Origin of the sequence: Parolsenella catena (assembly GCF_003966955.1) — a bacterium.
GTDB lineage: Bacteria > Actinomycetota > Coriobacteriia > Coriobacteriales > Atopobiaceae > Parolsenella > Parolsenella catena.
This window is the reverse complement of record NZ_AP019367.1, coordinates 1,747,741-1,768,937: the sequence shown is the minus strand read 5'-3', so window position 1 is coordinate 1,768,937 and position 21,197 is coordinate 1,747,741. Positions and strand designations below refer to the sequence as shown.

Genomic DNA, 21,197 nt, shown 5'->3' with positions numbered 1-21,197 from the left:
GAGCGTCCGCGCTTGGCCTATAGCTGATAGGGAGGCCGTCATGGCTTCGGACACTAAGAAGATTCTGCTGGTCGAGGACGAGAAGGCCATTCGCGAGGCCGTCGCCGCGTACTTCGAGCGCGAGGGCTATTGGGTCCGTGCCGTCGGTGACGGCCAGGCCGCCGTCGACGAGTTCGAGAAGCATGGCTTTGACCTTGTCGTGCTCGACCTCATGCTCCCCAAGCTCTCCGGTGAGCGCGTCTGCCGCGCCATCCGCGACCAGTCCGACGTGCCCATCATCATGGTCACGGCAAAGGACCAGGTCGAGGACCGCATCATCGGCCTGGAGCTTGGTGCCGACGACTACCTCGTGAAGCCCTTCTCGCCGCGCGAGCTCGTTGCCCGCGTCCGCGCCCTGCTGCGCCGCGCGCGCACGGAGAGCGAGCCCACGCTCGAGGTGCTCGACTACGGAGACCTCGTCATCAACATCTCCGCGCACAAGGTCACGGTCCGCGGCAAGGAGGTTGACCTCACGGCCTCCGAGTTCAAGCTGCTCGTGACGCTTGCCCGCTATCCTGGCCAAGTCTATAGCCGCATGGAGCTCGTGGAGAAGGTTCTCGGCTACGATTTCGAGGGCTACGAGCGCACGATCGACTCCCACGTCAAGAACCTGCGCGCCAAGCTCGGCGACGACCCGCGCAACCCCACGTGGCTCTACACGGTGCACGGCGTTGGCTATCGCTTCGACGCCCCCGAGCCTGCCGAGAAGGAAGAGAACTAGCCGAGGTCAAGGGAGAGTGACCTGTTGGCCGCCAAGTTCGTCATAGGCAAGAAGATTCGTCAGGAGCGCCCCGAGGATGACATTCCCGAGGCGCTCAAGACGTCCGATGGCTCGAGGGCCTCGTGGAAGACCCTCTCGAACCAGAAGTCGCGGCATATGTCATACCGCGGCAAGATGACGCTCATGTTCGCCGGCGTGGCCGCAACCACGGCGATCATTCTCATCGCCGTGCTGGGTGTCAACTGGGAAGCCCAGTTCATGAGCTACACGCGCTCCAACATGGAGCGCTACGCGTCTGTCATCGCAGACGGCCTGAGCGAGTCCTATGACTCGGTCACGGGCTGGTCCGACGAGGACGTTGACAGGACCATCCAGTCCTCGTCCATATCGAGCGAGGTTGGCGTCCAGGTAATCGATGCGGACGGTGTCATCGTCTACGACGACACGTGGTCCCGTGGAGCCGAACACGAGGCCGCCGGCGAGGCCTCGAATGCCGCCGCGGCCTCGCGCTCCAAGGGTGTGTCGCTGGCTCCCACAGACGCAGACTCAGTTGTCTCGCATGAGATCGTGGACGCATCCGGCAACGTCGTGGGCACGGTGCGCCTGTGGGCCTTTGGCAGTGATGCCCTGCTCACAAAGGGTGACGCCGCCTTCCGCTCGACCTCGTACAATGCCGTGGTCTATGCGGGCATCGTCGCCGTGCTCCTTGCGTGCGTCATGGGCGTCGTCGTCTCGCGCAAGCTTGCGAAGCCCATCAAGTCCATCACCTCCACGGCCGCCCAAATTCGCTCTGGCGACCTCACGGCCCGCACCGGCATCGTAGGCGATGACGAGATAGGCCAACTGGGCGAGACGTTCGATGACATGGCGACCTCCCTCGAGCGCGACCTCAAGCTCGAGCACCGTCTCACAAGTGACGTGGCGCACGAGCTCCGCACGCCGCTCATGGCCATGCTTGCGACCGTCGAGGCCATGCAGGACGGTGTGCTGCCGGCAGACGAGGAGCACCTCGAGACCGTGGCCAGCGAGGTCCGTCGCCTGTCTCGTCTCGTCTCGGCGATGCTGCAGCTCTCGCGCATCGAGAACGGCACCACGAAGTTCAACCCCGAGAAAACGGACATGATTCGTCTCGTTCGCTCCGTGGTCGAGGCCCAGGAGCAGCTGTTCTCCGACCGCGGCCTGCGTCTGAAGCTCGACGTCAAGACGAACCGCCGCGAGCTGTTCTGCGAGGTCGACCGTGACATGATTCGTCAGGCGCTCATCAACCTCATGTCAAACGCCCTACGCTACACACCGGAGGAGGGCTATGTGGTCGTGAGCGTGTCGCAGGAGGGCCGTGACGTTCTGGTGTCCGTGGCAGACACGGGCATCGGCATCGCCAAGGAGGACCTCGCCCGTGTCTTCAGCCGCTTCTGGCGCTCGGACGCCAGCCGAGAGCGCGTGAGCGGCGGACTTGGCGTGGGGCTTGCCGTGACCAAGGAGATCATCGACCGTCATCACGGCTTCATCGGTGTCGAGTCCGAGCTGGGAAAGGGCACCAAGTTCACGCTTCACATCCCGCGCGTCCAGGAGCGCACCCCTCAGCTTCCCGGCGATGAGAAGTAGCTCACCAAACGTCGCTCTCATAGCGCTCGATGGCGCTCCTCGTCCTGTGGCGAGGAGCGCTTTTCTACTACAATAGACGGGTTATTGCCGGTTTTGCGTAACTCAACCGAGGGGAAGCGGTGCCGTATGGCAGCAATGGGGAAGCGCCCAGACTCGCAAGGTAAGGTCCGTGACATCTACGACTGCGGTGACTCGCTGCTGATGGTTGCGAGCGACCGCATCAGCGCGTACGACTTCATCCTTCCGGATGAGATTCCGTACAAGGGCGAGATCCTCACGCGTGTCTCGGCCTTCTGGTTCAAGAAGTTCGAGAACATCCTGCCCAACCACGTCATCTCGCTTGACCCGGCCGACTACCCAGCCGAGTTCGCCGAGTACAAGGATTACCTCCTCGGTCGCTCCATGCTCGTGAAGAAGGCCACTACGGTGCCCATCGAGTGCATCGTGCGTGGTTACCTCACTGGCTCGGGCAAGAAGACCTATGACGAGAACGGCACGGTCTGCGGCATCAAGCTTCCCGAGGGTCTCACCGAGGCCTCGAAGCTTCCCGAGCCCATCTTCACCCCGTCGACGAAGGCCGCCCTCGGCGACCACGACGAGAACATCTCGTTTGAGCGCTGCGCCCAGATCGTGGGCGAGGATGTGGCCACCCAGCTTCGCGACGCGTCCCTTGCGATTTACAAGGCTGCCGCCGAGTATGCCGCCACGCGTGGCATCATCATCGCCGACACGAAGTTCGAGTTTGGTTTCATCGACGGCAAGCTTGCCATCATCGATGAGTGCCTCACGCCCGACTCCAGCCGCTTCTGGCCTGCGGAGGGCTACTCCGAGGGTCACGTGCAGCCAAGCTTTGACAAGCAGTATGTCCGAGACTGGTTGCGTGCGAACTGGGACATGACGGGCGAGCCGCCTCACCTGCCCTCCGAGGTCGTCGAGGGCGCCTCGAAGCGCTACCAGGAGGCCTACGAGATCATCACCGGCGAGAAGTTCATGCCAATGAAGGAGAGCAATGTCCCAGCGTAGCCCGTTCAACAAGCGAAACCAGCCCCAGACGGAGGACGAGAAGAAGTCCTCCTCGGGCATAACGCGTAAGTCGCCCACGAAGGCCAAGCCCGTCCGTGAGGCTGCCAGCTCCGTGCGCGTTGTCGCCAAGAAGAAGAACCCCGATGGCTCTACGTCCACCGCTGGCATGACGAAGGAGGAGAAGAAGGAGGTCCGCCGAGCCGAGCGCGAGGAGGAGGACATCTTCAACTCCCTCACGAACGCCATGCTCAAGGCAGACGAGCTCTATACCTCGCGTCGTCGCATGTGGTGGGTGTTCCTCGGGCTTGGTCTCGTGTTTGTCGTGGCTGCATTTGCCTCCGGCTACATTGGGGCTCCCGACGGCTCCAACATGTACGACCTCTCGACGACGGGCGGCGTGCTCTCTGTGGTCTCGCTCGTTCTCGCCTATGTCTTCATCATCACTTCGCTTGTCTATGAGTGGATGAAGATTCGTCCCATCCGCAACGAGAAGCAGGACAAGGTCACGAGTCTGAGCCCCAAGAAGCGTCGCGCCATGCTTGCCGATCTGTACGAGGCGGACGAGCGCAAGCGTGCCGAGAAGAAGTCGGCCAAGTAGCGCTAGAATAGGTTTCTGCCCACATTGTGGGAGCCGGGTGCGAGCCCGGTGACATATGCCTTCGTAGCTCAGGGGATAGAGCACCGCTCTCCTAAAGCGGGTGTCGTGCGTTCGAATCGCACCGGGGGCACCAGATATGACAGCGGGCCGGGGACATCGAGTCTCTGGCCCGCTTTTTGTGTTTTGGCTCGCGTGTCTGCCTGTCTCTCGCAGCCGTCTGGCCCTTGTGTCGCGAGCGCTGCAAACGAGTCAGTCAGAGCCCCTTCTGAGGCTTAAAAGTGACTCGTTTGCAGCGCTCGGCAAACGAGAGAACGGAGATGCGCGCGTCGCATAAGAGTGGGGCCGCCTCCTGGTGGGAGACGGCCCCTTTTGGTTGGTGTCTGTGGTTGGGCTAGTTGCTGCTGTTAGAGCCCTCGCTGCCCGTCTCGCTGTCTTCGGTATCGGAGGAAGACGAGCTTCCGGAGTTGTTCGAGTTGCCGTTGCCGGAGTTGTTGGAGTTACCGTTGCCAGAGTTGTTGGAGCTGCTCTGTGCGGGGTCGGGCCCGTCGGAGACCCTGAGCGTGATGGAGGTGTCCTTGGACTGGCTGCCCGTGGGGCTCTGGCTGATGACGTAGCCCTTGGAGACGCTGCTGCTGTAGGCGTGAGTCACATTGATGTTCGTGAAGCCCAGCGAGTTGAGCTCGCTCTTGGCGGAGCTCAACGACTCGCCGGAGTGGTCGCCGGCATCGGCCTTGCCCACGCCAGAGGAGAGGTGGTACGTAATCGTGTCGCCCTCCTTGGCGTCGCTCCCGGCGGCCTGATCCTGGCTGGCCACCTTGCCGTTCTCGACGTCGTTGGACTCAACGGAGTCGCCCACGGCACCCTTGAGGTTGAGCTCGGCCAGTGCGCTCTCCGCCCCCGAGGGCGTCATTCCCTTGAGGTTCGGAACCGTCACCGTGGCGGCAGGCTTTTTGCCCTTGGAGAAGACGAGGCTCACCTGGGTGCCCTTCTCGCACTGGGTGTTGCGAGCCGGGTCCTGGCTGATGAGCTTGCCCTCCTCGATGTTGTCGTCGTACTGCTCGGACGTGCTCACCACAAAGAAGCCATCGCCGTACTCGGCGAGCTTGGCCGTTGCCTCGTCCTTGGTCATTCCCTCAAGGTTTGGCATGGCCTTGGTGGCCGAGTTGCCGCCCATGAGGGCCATGGCGCCGCCCGCGACGAGTGCGATTGCCGCGATGACGCCAATCACGATGGCGGCAATCTTGCCCTTGCTCATGGGCTTCTTCTCGGGAACCTGCATGCTTGAGGCATGGCTGGCGCCCGTGGTGGGGATGCGACCGGTGGTGGTGGGGGAGACGGCAGCCCTGGGCATGGCCTGGGTGCGTCCGCCCGGCGTGCGGTTGAGCTGCGAGGTGGGCGTCGCGGTGATGAGCGAGGTGGCCTCGCCGAGGTTCACGATGCGGCCGGCAAGGTAGTCGTTGAGCACGCGGCGCAGCTCGTCTGCTGTCTGGAAGCGCTCGGCGGGGTTCTTGCGCATGCACTTGAGGATGATGCCCTCGAGCGTGGCGTCGACATTGGGGTTCACCTGGCTGGGCGGAACCGGCTGTTCGTTAACCTGCTTGAGCGCCACGGCGATGGCGTCGTCCCCGTCGAAGGGCACGCGGCCGGTGGCCGCCTCGTACATGACGATGCCGAGGGAGTACAGGTCGCTCGTGGGGCCAAGCTCCTTGCCCTGCGTCTGCTCGGGCGAGACGTAGTGCGCCGTGCCGAGAACGGAGTTGTCGGCCGTGAGGTGGCTGTTCTTGGCACGGGCGATGCCAAAGTCCATCACCTTGATGTTGCCGTCAGGCTGCACCATGATGTTCTGCGGCTTGATGTCACGGTGGATGATGTCGTGACCGTGTGCCACGGAGAGTGCCTGGCAGATCTGCGAGCCAATCTGGGCAACCTTGCGGCAGTCGAGCGCGCCGTGCTTGCCGATGCCACTCTTGAGGTCCGTGCCGCGCAGGTACTCCATGACGATGTAGTAGGTGTCGCCGTCCTTGCCCCAGTCGTAGACGCCCACGATGTAGGGGCTCTGGAGCGCCGCGGCGGCCTGCGCCTCCTGCTTGAAGCGAGCGGCGAACGAGGGATCGGCCGCGTACTGCGGCAGCATCGTCTTGATGGCCACCGTGCGGCCAAGCACGGTGTCGAGGCCACGATAGACGGTGGCCATGCCTCCGATGCCAATCTTGTCCTGGACGGTGTAGCGTCCGCCGAGAACCCTATCTGCCATGCTCTGCTCCCATCGAGATTCCGCGCTCGCCTGAGCGGCATTTGCTAATCATCTCATCAATCGCGCCCGACCGGGGCGTAAGTTTGCGTCTGGGGACGCATGTGTTGGGACAGCCTCCGCAGCCGCCCAAAAGACCGCCGGTCCCTTGGCGTCGCGACACCGCTCCGATAGCCCGACGTTCCATCACTGCTCCGATCCCGAGGCCTGCGCGTTCAGCGACTTGGAGAGCACCTGGCCGGCAAGCTGGGCGGCCATGCCGCTCACGCTGTCGGAGTCCGTGCCCTCGAGGTAGACCGAGATGGCCAGCGTGGGGCTGTCGTACGGGGCAAAGCCGATGAACGAGGAGTTCACGTGGCCGCCCGCCTCGGCCGTGCCCGTCTTGCCCGCCACGCGTGCGCCGCGAACCTGGGCCGCCATGCCGGTGCCGCTCTGGACGACCTCGAGCATCGCCTGCTTGATCTGGTCTGCGGTACTCGAGCTGATGGCCTGCCCCAGGCTCTTGGCCTGCGTGGTGCTCACGGTGACGCCCTCGGGGGAGAGCACGTGGTCAACGACGTGGGGACTCATGACCACGCCGCCGTTGGCGATAGCCGCGGCCACGACAGCGTTTTGCATCACGGTCGTCTGAGGTCCGGCGGGGCTTGCGTGCTGGCCCACGGGCTGGCCGGCGCCTGCCCAGGCCGTCTCCCACTCCGTCATCTCGCTCGGGTCCGGCATGAGCGAGGCGGCCGAGGAGAAGTCCTGGCCAAGCGAGGTGCCATAGCCAAAGGCGCGGGCGTAGCGCACGAGGTCCTCGGCGCCCACCTGGGTTGCAACCTGGCCGTAGGCCGTGTTGGCCGAGTGGGCGAACGCCTCCTCGAGCGTCGTCTCGCCAAAGTCCTCGCCGTTCATGTTCGTGACCGCGGCCCCGCCGATGTCCATCGAGGCGGGCGCGCTTACGGAGGAATCAAGCGTGAACTTGCCGCCGTCGAGGGCTGCGGCAAGGGTCACCACCTTGAACGTGGAGCCCGGTGTGTAGAGGGCTCCGGTGGAGCGGTCGAGCAGCTCGCCATTCGAGTCGCCGTTCTGGAGGATGTTGCTTATGTCGTTGTAGGAGTAGGTGGGCGAGGACGCCTTAGCCAGGACGGCGCCCGTGCTCGGGTCGAGCACGACGATGGCGCCCACGTGGCCCTGCAGCGCCTCCTCGGCTGCCTGCTGGATGCGCGAGTCAAGCGTGAGCACGACGGAGTTGCCGGGTTGGCTCACACCGGCGAGTGCATAGAGTGTGCTCGCCCAGTTGGAGTGGTCGGCGTGGCCGGTGAGCGAGTCGTTCATGGACGCCTCGACGCCCGTGGCGCCGTACTGGGTGGAGAGGTAGCCAACCGTGTGCGCCGCGAGCGATCCCTGCGGGTAGGTGCGCACGTAGGTGCCGTCTGCCTGCTTGAGAGACTCGGCCAGTGTCACGCCGTCCGAGGTGAGGATGGCACCGCGCTGCACGTAGGCGCTCCTCGCGATGGTGTGGTTGTTGTTGGGCAACTCCTGGTAGTAGCTTGCCTTGATGACCTGGATGTAGGTGAGGTTGGCGATGAGCGCGGCGAACAGCAGCGCAAAGAATGTCACGAGAAGCGTGAGCCTGTTGCCGAGCGCCACGCGGCCAAGCACGCCGCCCTCCTCCGTTCCCAGGCCAAAGCTGGCCCTCGCGTGCCGTCCCTGAACGACGGGCTGAGCGCCCGTGACGCCGGGAACCGCGACGGGCGCGGACATGGACGTGCCGTTGCCGTCCGGCAGGGCGGCGCGGCCCGTGCCCTCGTCGCCCGCGCGCAGCAGCAGTGCCACGGCGATGAAGCTTGAGAGCAGCGAGGAGCCGCCCTGGCTCATGAACGGCAGGGTGACGCCCGTGAGGGGCAGCAGACGCGTGACGCCGCCCACGATGAGGAACGCCTGGAACGAGAGGGACGCCACGAGGCCGACGGCCGTGAACGCGCTCATGTCGCTCTTGGCGCGCGCCGCCATCGTGAGGCCGCGCACGGCGAGCAGCATGAACAGCAGCAGCACGGCGGCGCCGCCCAGCAGGCCCATCTCCTCGGCGATGGCGGAGAAGATGAAGTCGCTCTTGACCACGGGGATGAGCGTGGGCATGCCCTTGCCGATGCCGGCTCCGGAGAGCCCTCCGTCTGCGATGGAGTAGAGCGACTGCACGATTTGCAGGCCCGTGTTCGACGGGTCCGCGAACGGGTCGAGCCAGATCTGGAAGCGCACGCGCACGTGATTGAAGAGCTGGTAGCAGACGAAGGCGCCGACGGCGAGCAGGCCCAGGCTCACGAACACGTAGCCCAGGCGTCCCGTCGCCGCGTAGAGCATGACGACGAACATCGTGAAGAACAGCGCGGCGCTGCCGAGGTCTCGCTCGAAGATGACGACGAGCAGGCACATGCCCCACATGACGAGCATGGGCGTGAGCATCCGCAGGCGGGGCAGCTTGAACGGTCCCACCTTGCGAGACGAGGCGGCGAGTACCTCACGGTTCTCTGAGAGATAGGCGGCGAGGAACAAGACGATGAGGACCTTGGCGATCTCACCTGGCTGGAACGAGAAGCCGCCGATGCGAATCCAGAGCTTGGAGCCGTAGATCTCCGTGCCGATGAGGGCCGGCAGCAGCAGCAGTGCCACGCCGGTGATGCCGAGCGTGAACTTGTACTCCGCGAGCCTGTCGAGGTTGGGGACGAACGCCAGAACGCCCACCATGGCCGCCACGGAGACGAACAGCCAGATGACCTGGCCCATGGCGTCTTCCGGCGCAAGCCTGGTCACGAACGTGATTCCTATGCCGGAGAGCACGAACACGATGGGCAGAATCGCCGGGTCCGCGCCGGGGGCCAGGATGCGCTCTGCGATGTGCGCCGCAACGAAGGCAACGATGAGGCCGATGGGCACGGCAAGCGTCTCCAGGGACAGCTGCGCCCCCGTGTTCATGACGTACATGGAGTAGAGCAGCAGCACGGGTATGGCTCCCGCGCACAAGAGGAGCAGCTCGGTCGTTCTCCTCGAGCCTCCGATTCCGTGTGCCATGTCCTACTCGCCTCCCTGCTGCGTCTGGGCGGCCTCGGGACCGGAGTCCCCCGCCTCGCTTCCAACCGATCCGTCCGTGCTCTCGGACTGTGCGTCCGAGACGGCCTTCTGGGCCTTTGCCTGCTCCTCCTCGATCTGCTGCGCGTAGGCGCTCACGGTTGCGCGCGCCTTGTCGACGCTGTCCACCGTGATGCCGCCGGCGAGCTGGTGCTGCGTTGCCTCGGGCAGGTCCTGGAGGCTGACCGAGCTCGTCTCGACCAGCTCGGAGAGCGGGATGCCGAGGACGGATCCGCGAATCCCCTTGTAGATACCCACGTTTCCGGCAGAGGCGCCTATGTACCAGGAGTTGTTCACGATGAGCGCGAGCACGACCGCCGCGGCCACGACAACACCGGCGATCACGCCGAGCGAGCCGAGGATGGCATGCTTCCTCGCGCGGCTCCGCTGCTCCTCGCGGCCATCGCTCACCACGTCGACGACGATGACCGAGACGTTGTCGTGCCCGCCGGCGACGAGTGCGGCGCTCACGAGCTGGTCCGTGCAGTCGATGGGGGAAGCCGTGGAGACGGCGATGGTCTCAATGCCGCTGTCGGGCACCATCGAGGAGAGGCCATCTGAGCAGATGATGATGCGGTCGCCGCGCTCGATGTCGAGCGAGAAGTGGTCCGCGTACATGTCGGGGTCAGAGCCGAGCGCTCGGGTGATGATGGAGCGCGACGGGTGGACGCGTGCCTCGTCCGCCGTGATCTCGCCGGCGTCGACGAGCTCCTCGACATAGGAGTGGTCGTGGGTGATGCGCACGAGCGTGCCCGCGTGGAGCAGGTAGATGCGCGAGTCTCCCACGTGCGCCACGGCCATGCGGGTTCCCTCGATGACGCAGCAGCTTGCCGTGCAGCCCATGCCGGGCTTTCCCTCGCCCGTCTCGGCACCCTTGATGACGGCTTCGTTGGCGGCCTCGACGGCGGCGCCGAGCAGTCCGTCGTCTGCGCTTGCGGGCGCGTGGCTCGAGATGGTGCGCACGGCGATGGCGCTCGCCACCTCGCCCGCGGCGTGCCCGCCCATGCCGTCACAGACGCCAAACAGCGGGTTGCTCACAAGGAAGGAGTCCTCGTTGTGACCGCGCACGAGGCCAACGTCCGTGCGGGCGGCCCAGGAGAGGCGCGTGTCGGCGCCGATCTCGACGCCGCCGCCGGGTCGGGCGTCAAGGTCGATCGTGGGGCGCGCGGGCTCGGCCGCGGCGTGGCGGCCGTGGACCTGCACGAACCCGCTCGCGGCATGGGCCATGCGGGCTGCGATGGGGATGGGGCCCGTGGACCCCCGTCCCTGTGCGGGATGCTCCTCGACGTCACTCATCGGCGACTCACCCTCATGACCACGTCTCCCACCTGGACCTCGTCGCCATCGCGAAGCGTCACGGGGTCAAGAATGGAGCGGCCGTTCACGAGCGTGCCGTTTGTGGAGTTGAGGTCCTCGAGCACCAGCGCCGGGCCCTGGAGCGCGAAGCGTGCGTGCGTGGACGAGACGAACGGCTCGGAGATGACGATGTCGCTCGACGGCGAGCGGCCCACGACGACGGGGCCGAGCATGTCCACGTGCAGGCCACGCAGCTGGCGCGGGCCCTTGTCAACGTCGACGCACCAGATGGCCGGGTCCTTGCGCTGGCCCTTCACGAGCCCGATTCCCGTCTTCATGACGACGAAGAGGAACAGGTACAGGATTGCCACGAGCGCGATGCGCCCGACGAACAAGACGAGGTCGATCATGCTAGTTCTCCCGGAACTCGAGGTTCGTGAGACCAAGCGTGATGAGGTCTCCGTCACGAAGCGGGCACTCGTCGACGTCGACGTCGTTTACGAGCGTGCCGTTCGTGGAGTTGAGGTCGCGGATGCGCCAGCCCTGGCCGTCATGGCTGAGCTCGGCGTGGCTGCGCGAGACGTTGGGGTCATGAAGCACGACGCCGCCCGGCGTGCGCTCTCGGCCGATGACGGTGCGCGGCGCGCTTGCGGTGTAGGTGCGTCCCGACTGTCTGTCGATGAGCAGGCAGGTGACGGGCGCGGCGGGCGTCGGGGCGGGGACGGCCTGCGGTGCGCGGACGGTCTGGGGCACCTGCCGCGGCGCGGCGGAGGGAGCGGGGGGCTGCGGCGTGGCCACGGCGGCGGGCGCGGGAGCGGCGGGACGCGCCGCGGGCGCGACGGCCGGCTGCTGGTAGACGGGTGCGCTCATGGGAGCCTGTCCGGCGCTGCCGACGGCAGGCATCTGCGGCGAGCCCGCCTGGCGGCTGCCGGCGAGCGGGACGTTCTGGATCTGGCGAGCCGCACCGCGGGCGAGAAGCGCCTGCTCGGCATCGAGCACGGCCTCCTGGGGCATGACGTCCAGGCCGGCGGACATGCTGTCTGCCGGGGACGGCTTTGCCATGGCTGGCTGGGGAATCGGGCGAAGGCCGCGCGCCGCCGGCTGAGGCTGCGGTTGGGGCGCGCGCTGGCCGGCGGCACCGCCGAGGCCGCCTCGCGAGCTCCCCACGCCGAGGAACAGGGCCTCCTCCTCGCGGAGTCGATTGAGGGTCTGCGCGTCAACGTTCTCGGCAAAGACGGAGAACTTGCCGCTCTTGAGCGACGGGTCTGCCATGAATCGAACGACAGGCCTGCCCACGAAGGCGTAGCCCTTGCCCTGTGCCTGACCCTCGATGAACTGCGCGGTCTCCTTCGTGATCTGCGCGTAGAGCGGGCGCATGGCAAGGTCGTCCTCGCTGGAGACGAGGATGGTGTAGAGGGCCGGTGCGGTGTCCACGCCGTTGATGACGTAGGTCTCGGCCTCCATCTCGCGGGCGGCCTTCTTGGCAAGCTTCTTGAAGGAGAACGGGGCGGTGAGACCCTGGGCCGTGGCGCCGAACAGGCTGCCGACGCGCTGCTCAAAGACGTTAAGGAAGTTCACGCTACTCATCCTCCGTATGTCTCGGCGAGGGGCCGATGGTCGAGATGACAATGCTCACAAGTACTGCACAGACTACCGCAACTGCTATACCCGCCGCGTCAGGCGCCGCCCATAACCCGCCATTCTCCACTCTGGCCGCGAGGACCTGGGTGGCGATGAGGACGGTCGCGCACGCCGCCTGACCCGCCACGCCCCTGGCCCCACCGCGTCGGCCTCCCACAAGCGACGCAAGCCAGGCGCCGAGCGCGCAGCCCGCGATCGCGAGCCACGAGCCGGCGTGCGAGAGCGCCTGCAGGACGGCTGCGGCGAGCGCGTCGCCGGACGCCGCCTGTGGGACCTGTGCGACGACAAGCTGAAGGGCCGCCCCCACCGCGCCGGTTGCGAGCGCGGCCGCGGGTGCAAGCGTGGCCCCTGCCACGGATGCTCCCGCAAACGGCGAGCCCAGCGAGGCAGGGAGCAGAAGCGCTGCATGGGAGAGGCCCTGGCCGCGGGCCGTCGCCGCGCGCCATGCGAGAAGGGCGAGCGCCGTGAGCGCGCCAACGAGAAACGCGGGCGAGTACATGCCGCAGGACAGCACGCCCGCCACGGCGAGCACGCATGCCGTGGCCCCGCCCGCTGCGGGGGAGAGTGCCCCGAGAAGGGCCAGGGCCGCGCCGCCCGCCGTCGACGCCCCCAACGAAGAGACCTGGACGCCAAGCGCCGCGCAGATTCCGGGGACGACGCGCCAAGCCACGCCGCCCGCTGCCAGTGCGGCCACGGACCTCTCGATGGCGCCGGGAAGCCAGGGCCAGCGCTCGGCTGCCTCAACATGGGCCGCCCGCTCCCATGCCTGCGCGTTAGGGTCTGGCTCGCCGGTTGCCTGCGCCACGAGCGCGGCCACGGACGCGTGGCCCTCGTCCTCATCGCCCAGGTATGGGACGGCGAGCTTGGCGAGCTCGCCCGCGGTGGACGGCCTCTCGGAGGGATCGGCGCAGAGCGCTCGCGCAATCAAGTCGCTTACTGGGCCGGCAAGTTCGGGTTCCACCTTGGCAAGGGGCCTCGCGCCCCGCTCGATCTTCTTGCGTGATGCCTCGGCATCCTTTGCCAGGAACGGGGAGACGCCCGTGAGGGCCTGGTAGCAGACCACGCCCAGGGCAAAGACGTCCGTGCGCTCGTCAACGAGCTCGCCGGTGAGCTGCTCGGGAGGCATGTACCCCACGGTTCCTCCCCGCGCGCCCTCCCAGCCGGCGACGCTCGCGAGGCTCGCCATGCCAAAGTCGCCGAGCTTCACGGCGCCCGAGCTGTCGATAAAGACGTTTGACGGCTTGATGTCGAGGTGCAGCACGTCGTTGGCGTGGGCAAAGTCGAGCGCCGCGGCCAAACTCGAGAGCAGGTGCGCGCATTCGTCATACGTGAGCACGCCGTTCTCGACTCGCGCGAGGAGCTCGGCGAGCGTGAGGCCGTTCACGTACTCCATGATGAGGTAGGCCATGGTGCCGCAGACCTCAAAGTCATGGACGGTGATGATGTTGGGATGGGTGAGGCGAGACGTGATGCGGGCCTCGTCGAGGGCCTCGGCCAGCGTCGAGGCGGACATGCCCGGCGCGGTGGCGAGCGGCATGCACTTGATGGCCACCCTGCGTTCGAGCCTCGTGTCCCAGCAGACCTGCACGGAGCCAAAGCCGCCGGTGCCACGGGTCTCCACCACGCGGTAGCGACCGAGCAGGAGAGCCTGCTCGGGTTGGGGCTGCACCTGGTATGACGGCGTAGCCCAGCCCTGTTGCGTGGGGGTGGGATCTGGCACGGCCTCTGTCCTCGTTTCAGCTGCGTTTGCTGCCGGTGCGTCAATGCGACCATTCTAGCAGCCGCGCCGCCAGCCGTTCTGCCCGGTGATTCTCGGGTTGTCAAAAAAGTTCTTGCGAACTGGTCGGGGCTTAGGGTATAGTCATTCCTGCATCTGCGGGCGTGGCGGAATTGGCAGACGCGTACGGTTCAGGTCCGTATGGGGGCAACCCCATGAAGGTTCAAGTCCTTTCGCCCGCACCATGAATGAGATGAGGCCCTGGGTTTTGCCCGGGGCCTTTTTCTTTGCCGAAGGACCACGAAGGACCAAAGGGGACGGGTTCGTTTGGTGCCTCTCGACAGGCGGACCAAACGAACCCGTCCCCTTTGGCGCCGCCGCTACTTGTTGTCGTCGTCGAAGAGCGACCAGCCGCTCTCGTCGTCGTCCTCGTCATCGTACTGGTCAAAGTCCTTGCGCGTCTTGCGCTCGAGAACGATGGCGGCGACGAGGAAACCCACGAGAATGACGCCGAGGAGGACGAGCACGCCCTCCCTTGAGCTGAAGAGCCAGCTGAAGATGCCTGCGATGTCCATGGGGTGCTGCCCTTCCGGTCTGGTTCGCCCACACGGCGCGGCCGCATGCGCGTTCGTCAATAACGGTCATAAGTATATACTTGCCTCTCAGTACATCCTGCGGGCCTCGGGCTCGCTGGGGGCGGGCGGCACGTGGCCGTGCGCCTTGGGGAGCCGGGCTGGGTACCCGGCCCCGTGAGACAGCAACGAGAGGGAGCACCCATGCTCGACATGAAGTTTGTCCGCGAAAACCCTGACGCCATCGACAAGGCCATGGCCGACCGCCAGTCTAGCTGGGACCGCGAGAAGTTCTTCGAGCTCGACGACGAGCGCCGTTCCGTCATCGGCGAGGTCGAGGAGCTCCAGGCCACGCGCAACGCCGAGTCCAAGAAGATCGGCGCCCTCATGAAGGAGGGCAAGAAGGACGAGGCCGAGGCTGCCAAGGAGGCCGTCCGCGAGGTCAACGAGAAGATCGACGGCCTCGCCGAGCGCCGCAGCAAGCTCGAGGCCGACCTCTATGACTTCATGTCCCACCTGCCCAACATCCCGTGCGAGGCCACGCCCGTGGGCGTTGACGAGACCGAGAACATCGAGCGCCGCCGCTGGGGCACCCCGCGTGACTTCAAGGCCGAGGGCTTCGAGTTCAAGGCCCACTGGGACCTGGGCACCGACCTCGACATCCTCGACTTCGAGCGCGGCAACAAGCTCTCCGGCAGCCGCTTCACCGTTCTCGGCGGCGCCGGCGCCCGCCTCGAGCGCGCGCTCATCAACTTCTTCATCGACACGCACACGAGCCGTGGCTTCAAGGAGTGGTGGCCGCCCATCGTGGTGAAGCGCCAGACCATGTTCGGCACGGGCCAGCTGCCCAAGTTCGAGGATGACGCCTACCACGTCTCCGGCGACAACTTCCTCATCCCCACGGCCGAGGTCGTGCTCACGAACCTCCACGCCGGCGAGGTCCTCGAGGGCGATTCCCTGCCGCGCTGGTACACCGCCTTCACCCCCTGCTTCCGTGAGGAGGCCGGCTCCGCTGGCCGTGACACCCGCGGCATCATCCGCCAGCACGAGTTCGACAAGGTCGAGATGGTCAAGTTCGCCAAGCCGGAGGACTCCGACAACCAGCTCGAGAGCATGACGGCCGAGGCCGAGTACCTGCTCCAGCAGCTTGGCCTGCCGTATCGCGTCATCTCCCTGTGCACGGGCGACCTTGGCTTCTCCGCCCGCCAGACGTATGACATCGAGGTCTGGCTGCCGAGCTACAACGCCTACAAGGAGATCTCCTCCTGCTCCAACTGCGGTGACTTCCAGGCCCGTCGCGCCAACATCAAGTACCGCGACCCCGAGAACTTCAAGGGCACGCGCTACCTGCACACGCTCAACGGCTCCGGCCTGCCCGCCGGCCGCACGATGGCTGCCATTCTCGAGAACTACCAGAACGCCGACGGCTCCATCACGGTGCCCGAGGTCCTGCGTCCCTACATGGGCTGCGACAAGATCGAGCGCGCCTAGCACGCGGCGCTCTCGCACGGCGGCAAACGACGGCGGGCCAGCCTGGGGATTCCCCCGGCTGGCCCGCTTTTTTGTGGTGCCTGCCGCGTGGCGTCTACCAGATGGTCAGGGGGCGGTCCTGCCCGGCGGCGCAGATCGTGAGCGCTCCGTCCGGGGTACGCGCCTCAGTGAACGTGTCGTTCGCGGCCTGGGCGCCAACGGCGGCGGCGAGCGTGCGCACGGCGACGCTCGGGCGGTTGTTCTCCTGCGAGAGGTGCATGGCCACGACCGTCTCCGTCGTCGGCCCCACGAGCTCGCGGAGCGCGCCGGCCGCCTGGTCGTTCGACAGGTGGCCGTGCTCGCCGGCCACGTGCGCCTTGAGCACGGCGGGATACGGGCCCGTGGCGAGCATGCGCGCGTCATGGTTGCTCTCGAGCGCGAGAATCCTCACGCCGCGGAGGAGCGTCATCGCACGTTGCCCAAGCACGCCCGTGTCCGTGCAGAACCCCAGGGAGTCAGCGCCATTCTCGGACGCGCAGTCAAAGCGCAGGCCAAATGGGTCGGCCACGTCGTGCGAGGTGGGAAACGTCCGCACGCGCATGCCGCACGCCTCGAGCTCGTCGGAGGCTCCCACGAGCTCAAACGGCAGCGCCGCGAGGTACTTGCGGCCGCCTGCCGTGCCTGCCGTGGCCACGAGCCGTCCCTCGTACTTGTTGCAGAAGACGGACAGGCCGCTCGTGTGGTCGCTGTGCTCGTGTGTCACGATAACGCACCCAACGCGGTCCATGTCCACACCCAGCTCGTCGGCCCTGCGCATGAGCTCGCGGCGCGACAGGCCGTCGTCAATGAGCACGGAGCCCTCCGGTCCCTCCACCACGGCAGCGTTGCCCTTGGAACCGCTCGCGAGGACGTGCAGGTGCATGAGCGGCGCGACTGCGGGAGGCTCCTCGGGCCAGGGAAGGCTGGCATCCGTGCGCGCGTCGTGCGTGCCGTACTCGGTCTCCCATCCGTTCACAGGCGCACCCCACGCTTTCTCGCCACGGACTCGAGCGCGGCGAGGTCCGCACGGTCCGGCGCGGTGTCAAAGTCCCCGCCCGCCGCCACCTCTGCCCGCTTGGCGCGCACGACGTCCACGAGCAGGGCGTCCGCTGCCTCCGCGGACGTGTGAAGCGCCTGGTAGACGAGCGTGGGGGCTATGGCGTAGCGACCGATGAGGAAGTGGCATCCCACAAAGTCGTTCGGGTCCTTGGCGGGGTCGAGGACGGGCGTGTTGCGGCGGCTCGTGAGCAGTGCGATGCCCAGGTGGTTCGCGGGGTCGATGAGCGTGAAGGTGCCCGTCCAACCCGTGTGTCCGATGGCCGCAGTGTCCGGAACCTGCGAGAAGACGGCCGTGTACCCGTCATGGGCCTTGCGGCGCCAGCCGAGGCCGTAGCTCGGATCTGTGTCCTTGGGCTTGATGAAGCGGTCGAGCGTGTCCTCGTCAAACAGGCGAACGTCGCCGTAGCCGCCGCGGTTGAGCACGACCTGCTCGAGAACGGCGATGTCGCTTGCGCTCGAGAACAGGCCAGCATGGCCGGACACCTCGCCCATCACGTGGAAGGCCTTGGCGTCGTGGCACTGCCCCTGGACGGTCTCGCGGCGCACGTTGGCGAACGAGACGGCGCCGTCGCGCGTGTTGCCGTTGAGCTCGGTGGCCGCGCAGTCGTCCTTGGAGAATCCATGGCGCAGGGGCTGGTACGTCGTGCGCGCAAGGCCGAGCGGCCCATAGACCTCCTGCTCGAGGTAGTCGTCGAGCCTCATACCCACGATGGCCTCAACGATGAAGCCCAGCAGCATGTAGTCCACGTCCGAGTAGCGCGTTGCCGTGCCCGGTGCGTACTCGAGCGGCGTGGCGACGATCTTCTCGAGAGCCTCGTCGCGGCTCTGGGTGAACAGCGCGGCGTTGGCGTTGCTGCCGGCAACGACCCTGTGGAGCGCCGGGTCGTAGTCCGCGTTGTGATAGCTCGGGTCTGCGGGGAACCCCGCCTGGTGCTGGAGCAGCTCGGAGATGGTGAGCTCGTCCTTGCCGGGAATCTCGGCACCCGGCAGGTCGCGGAACTGCGGAAGGTAGTCGCGGACTCGTGCGCCCAGGTCAACCTTCCCCTCGCTGGCAAGCTTCTGGAGTGCCATGTTGCAGGCGAACATCTTGGTGTTGCTGGCCATGTCAAAGAGCGTCTCGTCCGTGACGGGCGTGCGCCTGGCAGCCGGGATGGGCGTGCCGTCCTGCTCGTAGGAGCTCACGGCGCCATAGTGGCCTCGCTTGATGACGGCGCCGTCCTTCACCACGACGAGCTGGGCGCACGGGAAGCCCGCCTCGACCTCGGCCTCTATGATCTGGTCGAGAAGCTCGAGGGAAGGGTTGCCTGCCCAGGCGGCCGTGTCGTCTCGCAGGGTGGGGTAGGGAACGCGCAGCTCGAGCGTGCCACAGCCCTCGGCCAGGCAGCAGGCCTGCAGGTAGTTGTCACCGTTGACCGTGGCGTCGGCGATGCTCACGCTGAGCCACGAGTCTGCGGTGACGCCGTCGAGCGGGACGCGCACGCCGTTGACGAACACGCGAAACGCCTCCGGGTGCTCGCAGCGCACGAGCAGCGAGCCCTGCCGCTCGAAGCCGATGAAGGTCCTGGTGGCGTTCGTGACGAGCGACTGGTCGTAGCCCCTCGATTCCGGCGTGGCGGGGCAGGCGAGCTCGAGCTGACAGGCCATGGGGCGGCTCCCTCTCATGCGGTGCGCGGCTGGTCCTCGCACCGGATTGCGGGGACGTGCGCGAGCGCCCCCAAGCGGTCGTAAACTAGACAACCTAACAGGATAGCCCGCGCGGACATCGCCGGGCCCAACGGATGGGGTGAGCGCGCTTGCCAAGCGTCAGCAGCAGATATGCGCACGGTCAGTCCTTCGAGCGACCCAGCGGCCGCCCGGGGCCGGAGTCGCGGGGCCCCGTCGTGCTCATGGTCTCGGGCGGGGCAGACTCCACGGCCCTGCTCGTGCTGGCCGCCACCGCCGCGCTCGACATCGTCGACGGCCGAGGCGAGGCCGTCATTGCCCGCGAGCGCCTGCACGTCCTGCACGTGAACCACCAGCTCAGGGGCATCGATGCCGATGAGGACGAGGAGTTCGTCCGTGGCCTGGCGGCACGGTACGGCATTCCCGCGACCGTTCGGCGCGTCGACGTGGCCAAGCTTGCCGCCTCCGCCCAGCTAGGTGACACGAACGTCGAGAATGTGGCCCGCGAGGTGCGCTACGCCGCGGCGAACCAGCTCGCCAACGAGCTGTGCGCGGCCGCCGGCCTGCCGCGCTCGAGCGCTCGCATTCTCACGGCGCACACGGCGAATGACCGTGCCGAGACGTTCTTCATGCATGCGATAAAGGGCTCTGGCGCGCAGGGCCTCTCCTCCATCCCGCGGCGCCGCAACCGCATCGTTCGCCCGCTTCTCGGGCGCACCCACGAGCAGCTCTGCGATCTTTTGCGCATGCGCGGCATCGTCTGGCGCGAGGACGCGACGAACGCCGACACCCGCTATCTGCGCAACTTCGTGCGTCACGAGATCGTTTCGCTCGCCAGGCAGCGCAACCCGCGGCTCTTCGAGAGCATGGCGGCCACGTGCGACATCCTCTCGGACGAGGACGCCTACCTCACGCAGGTGGCCTCGCGCGCCTATCGCGCCCTCGAGAGGCGGCACGGCCAGGGCCTCGTGGCGCTCGATGCCGCTCGCCTCGCCGCCGCCGACGTCGCCATCGCCCGGCGCGTCGTGCGCATGGCCGTTCTCGACGCCTGCCCGCAGTGTCGCCTCGACGCCCGCCACGTGGCGCGCATCCTGGAGGTTGTCGCTGCTGGTGAAGGGTCCGTGAGCCTTCCCGCCGGGGCGGACGCCCGCGTCACGTACGGCGCGCTGTTCGTTCGCTCGCGCGAGGCCCAGGGGCATGCGGACACGAGCGGCTGGCTCGAGGTTCCCCGGCTTCCCGGGCCAGCCGGTGCGAGCGCGTCGCTCGTGGCCCCGGGTGCGGCGGGGCTGCTTTCGCTTGGCGCGGGCACGCTCACGGCGCGCCTGCGCGAGGTGTCGGCGGGAAGCGCCCCCGAGTCGCTTGCCCGTGCCCACGCCCGCGAGTGGGACGGCCTGTCCGTGCTGCTCGACGCCGCCGCCTGCGGCATCGGCCAGCTGGGCGGCAGGCTGTGGGTCTCCGGACCCGAGGTGGGGGAGGTCCTCTGCCCGCTTGGGATGCACGGCCAGTCAAAGAAGCTCTCGGACCTGCTCATCGATGCCAAGGTTCCCGCAAGCGAGCGCGCCGCCGTGCCCGTCGTGCGTGCGGGCGTCTCGGGTCCCGTGCTGTGGGTGGCTCCCCTGCGCGCCGACGAGCGCGCCCGCGTCACCGACGCCTCGCGCGTGCTCCTCGAGCTCGCCTGGAGGCCAAAATGAGACAAGGGGACAGTCCCCTTGTCTCATTTCTCGCTCCCTTGCCGGTATGCGTCCGGAAGGGTTGCTAGAATCTAATTTCCACTGAGTGTGCCTGACGAGCGGCGCCGGTGGTCACGGGGCTTGCGCCCCAGAAGGGAAAGAGGATCGCGCCATGGAGCAGATTCATCCGGACGTCAGCAAGGTCATCCTGTCCGAGGAGGACATCAAGGGCATCGTCGCGCGTATGGGCGCAGAGATCACGAAGGACTATGCCGGCAAGAACCCGCTGCTCATCGCGGTTCTTCGCGGTGCCGTCGTCTTCATGGGAGACGTGATGCGCGCCATCGACTGCCCGCTCGGCATCGACTTCATGGCCGTCTCGAGCTATGGCGACGGCGCCGTCTCCTCGGGCGTCGTGCGCATCGTCAAGGACCTCGACACCAAGATCGAGGGTCGCGACGTCCTGATCATCGAGGACATCCTCGACTCGGGCCTCACGCTCAAGTACCTCATGAAGAACCTGCGCTCGCGCCGCCCGGCCTCCCTGGAGATCGCCGCCTTCCTCGTGAAGGACGTCCCGGGCCAGGAGACGGCCGTGACCCCGCGCTACGTGGGCGCCCACGTGCCCGACGAGTTCATCGTGGGCTATGGCCTGGACTTTGCCGAGCGCTACCGCAACCTGCCCTACATCGGAATCCTCAAGCCGGAGGTCTACGGAAAGTAGCA

The 21,197-nt window shown here is 66.8% G+C and carries 16 protein-coding genes and 2 tRNA genes; 9 read left to right on the top strand and 9 right to left on the bottom strand.

Annotation, left to right across the window (positions count from 1 at the left end):
- Positions 1-40 precede the first annotated feature (40 nt).
- The 5 genes from Pcatena_RS07940 (at position 41) to Pcatena_RS07920 (ending at position 4,119) form a co-directional block, all read left to right on the top strand.
- Positions 41-760, top strand: coding sequence for a response regulator transcription factor (locus Pcatena_RS07940; RefSeq protein ID WP_126423202.1), 720 nt, complete (start codon positions 41-43; stop codon positions 758-760).
- A gap of 24 nt (positions 761-784) precedes the next feature.
- Complete coding sequence (locus Pcatena_RS07935; protein ID WP_324249952.1) at positions 785-2,365, top strand: sensor histidine kinase; 1,581 nt, start codon at positions 785-787, stop codon at positions 2,363-2,365.
- 126 nt (positions 2,366-2,491) lie between these two features.
- Positions 2,492-3,388, top strand: a complete 897-nt coding sequence (locus tag Pcatena_RS07930) for a phosphoribosylaminoimidazolesuccinocarboxamide synthase (protein WP_172596424.1) — start codon at positions 2,492-2,494, stop codon at positions 3,386-3,388.
- Positions 3,375-3,986 (top strand): preprotein translocase subunit SecG, encoded by a 612-nt coding sequence (gene secG / locus Pcatena_RS07925; RefSeq protein ID WP_126423198.1) that lies wholly within the window; start codon positions 3,375-3,377, stop codon positions 3,984-3,986. The genes Pcatena_RS07930 and secG overlap by 14 nt, the downstream gene beginning before the upstream one ends.
- Positions 3,987-4,043: 57 nt before the next feature.
- A tRNA-Arg gene (locus Pcatena_RS07920) sits at positions 4,044-4,119 on the top strand.
- Between the two features lie 258 nt (positions 4,120-4,377).
- On the opposite strand, the gene pknB is transcribed toward Pcatena_RS07920, so the two are convergent.
- The 6 genes from pknB to Pcatena_RS07890 all read right to left on the bottom strand — a co-directional run bounded on the left by pknB (position 4,378) and on the right by Pcatena_RS07890 (position 14,002).
- On the bottom strand, positions 4,378-6,240 hold the full coding sequence (pknB, locus tag Pcatena_RS07915) for a Stk1 family PASTA domain-containing Ser/Thr kinase (protein WP_126423196.1): 1,863 nt from the start codon (positions 6,238-6,240) through the stop codon (positions 4,378-4,380).
- 183 nt (positions 6,241-6,423) lie between these two features.
- On the bottom strand, positions 6,424-9,288 hold the full coding sequence (locus tag Pcatena_RS07910) for an FtsW/RodA/SpoVE family cell cycle protein (RefSeq protein WP_126423194.1): 2,865 nt from the start codon (positions 9,286-9,288) through the stop codon (positions 6,424-6,426).
- A 3-nt stretch (positions 9,289-9,291) separates the two neighbouring features.
- Complete coding sequence (locus Pcatena_RS07905) at positions 9,292-10,641, bottom strand: Stp1/IreP family PP2C-type Ser/Thr phosphatase (protein ID WP_232619852.1); 1,350 nt, start codon at positions 10,639-10,641, stop codon at positions 9,292-9,294.
- A complete protein-coding gene (locus Pcatena_RS07900) occupies positions 10,638-11,051 on the bottom strand; it encodes an FHA domain-containing protein (RefSeq protein ID WP_126423192.1) in 414 nt (137 codons plus the stop codon). The genes Pcatena_RS07905 and Pcatena_RS07900 overlap by 4 nt, the downstream gene beginning before the upstream one ends.
- A 1-nt stretch (position 11,052) precedes the next feature.
- Positions 11,053-12,228 (bottom strand): FhaA domain-containing protein, encoded by a 1,176-nt coding sequence (locus Pcatena_RS07895; protein ID WP_232619851.1) that lies wholly within the window; start codon positions 12,226-12,228, stop codon positions 11,053-11,055.
- The gene (locus Pcatena_RS07890) at positions 12,221-14,002 is read right to left on the bottom strand and encodes a serine/threonine-protein kinase (protein ID WP_172596423.1); all 1,782 of its coding nucleotides are present in this window, start codon (positions 14,000-14,002) and stop codon (positions 12,221-12,223) included. The genes Pcatena_RS07895 and Pcatena_RS07890 overlap by 8 nt, the downstream gene beginning before the upstream one ends.
- Before the next feature lie 155 nt (positions 14,003-14,157).
- Here Pcatena_RS07890 and Pcatena_RS07885 point away from each other — a divergent pair.
- Positions 14,158-14,244 (top strand) — tRNA-Leu (locus Pcatena_RS07885).
- Positions 14,245-14,379: 135 nt separating this feature from the next.
- On the opposite strand, the gene Pcatena_RS07880 is transcribed toward Pcatena_RS07885, so the two are convergent.
- Positions 14,380-14,574 carry a DUF6724 family protein gene (locus tag Pcatena_RS07880; RefSeq protein ID WP_126423186.1) on the bottom strand — a complete coding sequence of 65 codons (195 nt, stop codon included), beginning with the start codon at positions 14,572-14,574 and terminating at the stop codon, positions 14,380-14,382.
- Positions 14,575-14,775: 201 nt separating this feature from the next.
- On the opposite strand from Pcatena_RS07880, the gene serS reads away from it, so the two are divergent.
- A complete protein-coding gene (gene serS / locus Pcatena_RS07875) occupies positions 14,776-16,062 on the top strand; it encodes a serine--tRNA ligase (RefSeq protein ID WP_126423184.1) in 1,287 nt (428 codons plus the stop codon).
- Between the two features lie 94 nt (positions 16,063-16,156).
- Here the strand turns inward: serS and Pcatena_RS07870 are convergent, their stop codons facing one another.
- Together Pcatena_RS07870 and pbp4b are read right to left on the bottom strand one after the other, a co-directional pair.
- Positions 16,157-17,056 (bottom strand): MBL fold metallo-hydrolase, encoded by a 900-nt coding sequence (locus Pcatena_RS07870; RefSeq protein WP_232619850.1) that lies wholly within the window; start codon positions 17,054-17,056, stop codon positions 16,157-16,159.
- Positions 17,053-18,783 carry a penicillin binding protein PBP4B gene (gene pbp4b / locus Pcatena_RS07865; protein WP_172596422.1) on the bottom strand — a complete coding sequence of 577 codons (1,731 nt, stop codon included), beginning with the start codon at positions 18,781-18,783 and terminating at the stop codon, positions 17,053-17,055. The genes Pcatena_RS07870 and pbp4b overlap by 4 nt, the downstream gene beginning before the upstream one ends.
- 149 nt (positions 18,784-18,932) lie before the next feature.
- Between pbp4b and tilS the strand changes: the two genes are divergently transcribed.
- Together tilS and hpt are read left to right on the top strand one after the other, a co-directional pair.
- Complete coding sequence (tilS, locus tag Pcatena_RS07860) at positions 18,933-20,492, top strand: tRNA lysidine(34) synthetase TilS (protein ID WP_172596421.1); 1,560 nt, start codon at positions 18,933-18,935, stop codon at positions 20,490-20,492.
- Positions 20,493-20,643: 151 nt separating this feature from the next.
- Positions 20,644-21,195, top strand: coding sequence for a hypoxanthine phosphoribosyltransferase (gene hpt / locus Pcatena_RS07855; RefSeq protein WP_126423180.1), 552 nt, complete (start codon positions 20,644-20,646; stop codon positions 21,193-21,195).
- The last annotated feature ends 2 nt before the right edge of the window (positions 21,196-21,197 follow it).

What these genes read in the sequence shown, in the direction of transcription:
- Pcatena_RS07940 (WP_126423202.1), top strand. Translation starts at nt 41, where the DNA reads ATGGCTTCGGACACTAAGAAGATTCTGCTGGTCGAGGACGAGAAGGCC.
- Pcatena_RS07930 (WP_172596424.1), top strand. Translation starts at nt 2,492, where the DNA reads ATGGCAGCAATGGGGAAGCGCCCAGACTCGCAAGGTAAGGTCCGTGAC.
- secG (WP_126423198.1), top strand. Translation starts at nt 3,375, where the DNA reads ATGTCCCAGCGTAGCCCGTTCAACAAGCGAAACCAGCCCCAGACGGAG.
- pknB (WP_126423196.1), bottom strand. Translation starts at nt 6,240, where the DNA reads ATGGCAGATAGGGTTCTCGGCGGACGCTACACCGTCCAGGACAAGATT.
- Pcatena_RS07910 (WP_126423194.1), bottom strand. Translation starts at nt 9,288, where the DNA reads ATGGCACACGGAATCGGAGGCTCGAGGAGAACGACCGAGCTGCTCCTC.
- Pcatena_RS07905 (WP_232619852.1), bottom strand. Translation starts at nt 10,641, where the DNA reads ATGAGTGACGTCGAGGAGCATCCCGCACAGGGACGGGGGTCCACGGGC.
- Pcatena_RS07900 (WP_126423192.1), bottom strand. Translation starts at nt 11,051, where the DNA reads ATGATCGACCTCGTCTTGTTCGTCGGGCGCATCGCGCTCGTGGCAATC.
- Pcatena_RS07895 (WP_232619851.1), bottom strand. Translation starts at nt 12,228, where the DNA reads ATGAGTAGCGTGAACTTCCTTAACGTCTTTGAGCAGCGCGTCGGCAGC.
- Pcatena_RS07880 (WP_126423186.1), bottom strand. Translation starts at nt 14,574, where the DNA reads ATGGACATCGCAGGCATCTTCAGCTGGCTCTTCAGCTCAAGGGAGGGC.
- serS (WP_126423184.1), top strand. Translation starts at nt 14,776, where the DNA reads ATGCTCGACATGAAGTTTGTCCGCGAAAACCCTGACGCCATCGACAAG.
- pbp4b (WP_172596422.1), bottom strand. Translation starts at nt 18,783, where the DNA reads ATGGCCTGTCAGCTCGAGCTCGCCTGCCCCGCCACGCCGGAATCGAGG.
- hpt (WP_126423180.1), top strand. Translation starts at nt 20,644, where the DNA reads ATGGAGCAGATTCATCCGGACGTCAGCAAGGTCATCCTGTCCGAGGAG.